Annotated in this window: 5 protein-coding genes; 2 read left to right on the top strand and 3 right to left on the bottom strand. The window is 72.1% G+C overall.

Going from position 1 to position 4,981, the window contains the following annotated elements; all coding sequences use genetic code 11:
• The 3 genes from CA983_RS40780 to CA983_RS40790 all read right to left on the bottom strand — a co-directional run.
• Nucleotides 1–1,355, bottom strand: a 1,355-nt coding sequence (locus CA983_RS40780; protein WP_086605714.1) for a DUF58 domain-containing protein, incomplete at its 3' end; no start/stop codon positions are given.
• Nucleotides 1,355–2,392, bottom strand: a complete 1,038-nt coding sequence (locus CA983_RS40785) for an AAA family ATPase (protein ID WP_086605715.1) — start codon at nt 2,390–2,392, stop codon at nt 1,355–1,357. The genes CA983_RS40780 and CA983_RS40785, both read right to left, overlap by 1 nt.
• Before the next feature lie 278 nt (nt 2,393–2,670).
• A complete protein-coding gene (locus tag CA983_RS40790; protein ID WP_086605716.1) occupies nt 2,671–3,222 on the bottom strand; it encodes a beta-class carbonic anhydrase in 552 nt (183 codons plus the stop codon).
• A 382-nt stretch (nt 3,223–3,604) separates the two neighbouring features.
• Here CA983_RS40790 and rsmH point away from each other — a divergent pair, with 382 nt between their 5' ends.
• Both rsmH and ftsL read left to right on the top strand, forming a co-directional pair.
• Nucleotides 3,605–4,606: a 16S rRNA (cytosine(1402)-N(4))-methyltransferase RsmH gene (gene rsmH, locus CA983_RS40795; protein WP_208637152.1), complete on the top strand. Its 1,002-nt coding sequence runs from the start codon at nt 3,605–3,607 to the stop codon at nt 4,604–4,606.
• Between the two features lie 31 nt (nt 4,607–4,637).
• A partial coding sequence (gene ftsL / locus CA983_RS40800) for a cell division protein FtsL (protein WP_086605718.1) occupies nt 4,638–4,981 on the top strand: 344 nt, incomplete at its 3' end.

Below are 4,981 nucleotides of genomic sequence, written 5' to 3' on the forward strand. Positions count from 1 at the left end.
CCCTCCCCGCCGCCCGCGGCGGCCATCCCCCTGCGCTCCCGGTCCGCCTGCCGCCACAGCTCGTCCACGGAGGCACCCCGCGGCACGCCGAGGGCCGTCCAGCCCGCCTCGCGCAGCATGCGCAGCCGCTCCCCGCTCCCGTCCAACGGACCGGGCACGTCGCTCGGTTCCCGCACCCAGGTGTCGCTGTCCAGCACGAAGGCGACCGCGCCCGGGCTGCGCTGCCGCATCCGGCCCAGCACGGCCGCCTGCTCCTCGTCCAGGTCGCCGAGGAAGGCCACCAGCAGCCCCTCGTTCCCGCCACGCAGCACGTCGTAGGCCCGGGACAGGCCCGCGCCGTCGGAGTGGTCGATCACCGCGAGGGTGTCCATCATCAGCCCGGCCGCGTCCGCCGACTCCTGGTTCGCGCCCGCGAAGCCGTCACCGCCCTCGCCGGGCACCGCGTTGCCGGAGTCCGTCAACAGCCGTACGGAGAAGCCTCGTTCGAGCATGTGCACCAGCACGGACGCGGCGCCCGACACGGCCCACTCGAAGGCCGAGTCCGGGCCCGCACCCTGGTAGGCGATGCCCCGGGTGTCGAGCAGCACCGTGCAGCGGGCGCGCTGCGGCTGCTCCTCGCGGCGCACCATCAGCTCGCCGTAGCGGGCGGTGGAGCGCCAGTGCACACGGCGCAGATCGTCGCCGTAGCGGTATCCGCGCGGGATCACGTCGTCCTCGCCGGCCAGCGCGAGCGAACGCTGCCGCCCGTCGCCGTACCCCGTCGCCTCACCGCTGAGGCGCACCGGCGCCAGCGGCTCCACGCGCGGGATCACCGTCAGGGTGTCGAACGTGGAGAAGGACCGGGTCAGCTCGCACATGCCGAACGGGTCGGTCAGGCGCAGTTGGAGCGGGCCCAGCGGGTAGCGGCCGCGCAGGTCGGAACGGACCCGGTAGGACACCTCGCGCCGGCCGCCCGCCTCCACCCGGTCGAGCACGAAGCGGGGCCGGGGACCGAGCACGTACGGCACCCGGTCCTGGAGCATCAGCAGACCCGTGGGCAGCCGCGAGACGTTGTCCATCCGCAGGTGGACCCGGGCCTCACTGCCGGCCGCCACGCGCGCGGGGGAGAGGCGGCGGCTGCCCGCGACCCGGTAGCGCGTGCGGTACAGCACCGTCGCGCACACCAGCGGCAGCACCGCCAGCAGCAGGCCCACGCGCAGCAGGTCGCTCTGCCCGAGCACGTACGAACAGACGGCGGCCGCGACGCCGGCGGCCAGGAAGGAGCGTCCGCGGGTGGTCAGACCGGCCAGGGCGGTGCGGATGCCGCCCTTCTCGCCCCGGTCGGCCTCCGCCTGCCCCGTCCCCGCGGTGGTCATCACAGCCTCCGCGGCGGCTGCTGGGGATACGCCGGCACGCCCCGGCCGAGGCCGCCGAAGCCGCTCTGCTGCGGCGTCGCCGGCACCGGGGTGCGCTGGAGGATCTCCTCGACGACCTGCTCGGCCGAGCGGCGGTTGAGCTGGGCCTGGGCGGTGGGCAGCAGACGGTGGGCCAGGACGGCGACGGCGAGTGCCTGCACGTCGTCCGGCAGCGCGTACTCCCGGCCGCTCAGGGCCGCGGACGCCTTCGCCGCGCGCAGCAGGTGCAGCGTCGCGCGCGGGGAGGCGCCCAGTCTCAGGTCGGGGTGCGTGCGCGTGGCGCCGACCAGTTCGACCGCGTAGCGCCGGACCGGCTCGGCGACATGGACGCCGCGCACCGCCTCGATCAGCTTGAGGATCTCGTGCGCGTGGGCCACGGGCTGGAGGTCCTCCAGCGGCGAGACGCCGCCGTGCACGTCCAGCATCTGGAGCTCGGCCTCGGCGCTCGGGTAACCGACCGAGACCCGGGCCATGAAGCGGTCGCGCTGCGCCTCCGGCAGCGGGTAGGTGCCCTCCATCTCGACCGGGTTCTGCGTCGCCACGACCATGAAGGGGCTGGGCAGCTCGTAGGTCTTGCCGTCGATGGTGACCTGGCGCTCCTCCATGGACTCCAGGAGCGCGGACTGCGTCTTGGGCGAGGCGCGGTTGATCTCGTCGCCGATCACGACCTGCGCGAAGATCGCGCCCGGCTTGAACTCGAAGTCGCGGCGCTGCTGGTCCCAGATGGACACACCGGTGATGTCCGAGGGGAGCAGGTCGGGCGTGAACTGGATGCGCCGCACCGAGCAGTCGATGGACCGCGCCAGTGCCTTGGCGAGCATCGTCTTGCCGACGCCCGGGACGTCCTCGATCAGCAGATGTCCCTCGGCGAGCAGTACGGTCAGCGAGAGCCGTACGACCTCGGGCTTGCCCTCGATCACGCCTTCCACCGACTCCCGCACGCGTTCCACCACGGCGGTCAGATCAGTGAGGCTCGCTCGATCGTCATAGGTCGTCACCCGGCCCTCCTCGGCCTTTCCCTTGCTCCCAGGGAGCACGGGATACCCCAGTTTCCCGGGCCGACGCCACATGACGCAGGCCGGCCCACCCCGAACCACGGACACCACGCGTGAAAGGTTCCGCGCGACGCCACTCCCGCATTCTTGCTGCCGTTACCGATTCGTGTCACTCGACTGTGGATAACTGGCCGCGATATGTCGGCCTTACGACCATTCGAACGCGTGACTGACAGGCTTTCGACAGCTGCAGCAGGTTGTGTCCGGGGCGGGCGGCCAGGTCAGGAGGCGGGATCGATCTCCCGCAGCAGGCCGGTCTTCACGTCGAAGACAAACCCTCGCACGTCGTCCGTGTGCGGCAGGAACGGCGAGGTGCGCACGCGCTGCATCGACTGCCGTACGTCCTGGTCGACGTCCCGGAAGGACTCCACCGCCCATGCCGGGCGCTGGCCGACCTCGGCCTCCAGCTCGGTGCGGAAGTCCTCGGTGAGGCTCTCCAGACCGCAGCCGGTGTGGTGGATGAGGACGACGCTGCGTGTCCCCAGCTTGCGCTGGCTGATGGTGAGGGAGCGGATCACGTCGTCGGTGACGACGCCGCCCGCGTTGCGGATCGTGTGGCAGTCACCGAGTTCGAGACCGAGCGCCGCGTGCAGGTCGAGGCGGGCGTCCATGCAGGCCACGACGGCGACGTGCAGCACGGGCCGGGCGTCCATCCCCGGGTCGGTGAAGGCGGCGGCGTACCGGGCGTTGGCGTCGACGAGGCGGTCGGTGACCGTGCCGCCACCGACCGTGGCGTTCTCCGATGCTGTGGGAACCGATGCAGAAGTCGTCATAACCCATGACGTTACTGGTCACACCCGGTCCAGGCCTCTTGTGAGACTGGACAAAGAATGTCAGCGAGGCGGAGTTGTGAGGTAACCCACAAGGGTGGTGTGCCGCCGGTGGCGACGCGCAGGCCGGTTGATTGACCGGGAGACAGGGTGGACTAAAGTGACGCGAAGTGGGAGGCGCGACTCTCCCCGCTGGACTGTTCACCCCGGAGACCCCGGCGACGACCGGAGATCTCCCCACGTGCGCGGCGCGTACGCACGGCTCGGCCTCCTCCCGCTCCCGGTCGGCTGACGCTTCCGGCGCCGGCAGGCCTCCCCTTCACGAGCGGGCGGGGACCCGGCGGTGCGTACGGCCGCGCGCCGGACTTGAGAGGGCCCAGGATCAATGGGGCGCGAAGCGCATTCGAATGAGGGTGGTGGTGGGCGACGGGAGGGACAGAGTCGACACGTCCCGGTGATGCTCCAGCGGTGCCTGGATCTGCTGGCACCCGCGCTGGAGGGGCCGGAGCCGGTGGTCGTCGACTGCACCCTCGGCCTCGGCGGCCACAGCGAGGCGCTCCTGGAGAGGTTCCCCGGGATCCGCCTCGTCGCCCTGGACCGCGACAAGGAGGCCCTGCGCCTGTCCGGCGAGCGCCTCGCGCCCTACGGAGAGCGCGCCACCCTCGTCCACGCCGTGTACGACGAGCTTCCCGAGGTACTGCACAAGCTCGGCATCGCGCGCGTGCGGGGCGTGTTGTTCGACCTCGGGGTCTCCTCCATGCAGCTCGACGAGGCCGACCGCGGCTTCGCCTACGCCCAGGACGCCCCGCTCGACATGCGCATGGACCAGACGTCCGGGGTCAGCGCCGCCGAGGTCCTCAACACGTACCCGCCGGGCGAGCTGGTGCGCATCCTGCGGGCGTACGGCGAGGAGAAGCAGGCCAAGCGGATCGTGTCCGCGATCGTGCGCGAGCGTGAGAAGGAGCCGTTCAGCACCAGCGCGCGGCTGGTCGAACTGATCCGGGACGCACTGCCGCAGGCCGCCAAGCGCACCGGCGGCAACCCGGCCAAGCGGACCTTCCAGGCCCTGCGCATCGAGGTCAACGGCGAGCTCGCCGTGCTGGAGCGGGCGATCCCGGCCGCCGTGAAGGCGCTGGACGTGGGCGGGCGGATCGCCGTGCTGTCGTACCACTCGCTGGAGGACCGGCTGGTCAAGCAGGTGTTCGCGGCGGGTGCGGCCACCACGGCGCCGCCCGGGCTGCCCGTCGTGCCCGAGCGCTACCAGCCGCGGCTCAAGCTGCTCACGCGGGGTGCCGAACTCCCCACCGAGGAGGAGATCGCCGAGAACCGGCGGGCGGCACCGGCGCGGCTGCGCGGCGCCCAGCGCATCAGGGAGGACGTCGAGTGAGGCGTGTGCAGGCCGGACCGAGGGAGCGTGAGTGAGCAGCAAACCCGAACTGAAAGGGAGGGCGGCACGTCTGGCGCAGCTCTTCCCGACCGGCCCCGGGCAGGCGGCCCGCACCCCCTTCGTCCTCCTCGTGGTCCTCCTCCTCGGCGGTGGTCTCATCGGCCTCCTGGTGCTGAACTCGGCCCTCAGCGAAGGCGCGTTCAAGCTCGACGACCTCCAGCGCGGGACCAAGAGCCTCACCGACGAGGAACAGGCCCTCCAGCGGGACATCGACGCCTACTCCGCTCCCGAGGCCCTCCAGCGCCGCGCCCGCGAACTCGGCATGGTCCCCGGCGGCGACCCCGCGTTCCTCGCCCCCGACGGCACCGTCAAGGG

The sequence above is a fragment of the Streptomyces swartbergensis genome (assembly GCF_002148965.1).
GTDB lineage: Bacteria > Actinomycetota > Actinomycetes > Streptomycetales > Streptomycetaceae > Streptomyces > Streptomyces swartbergensis.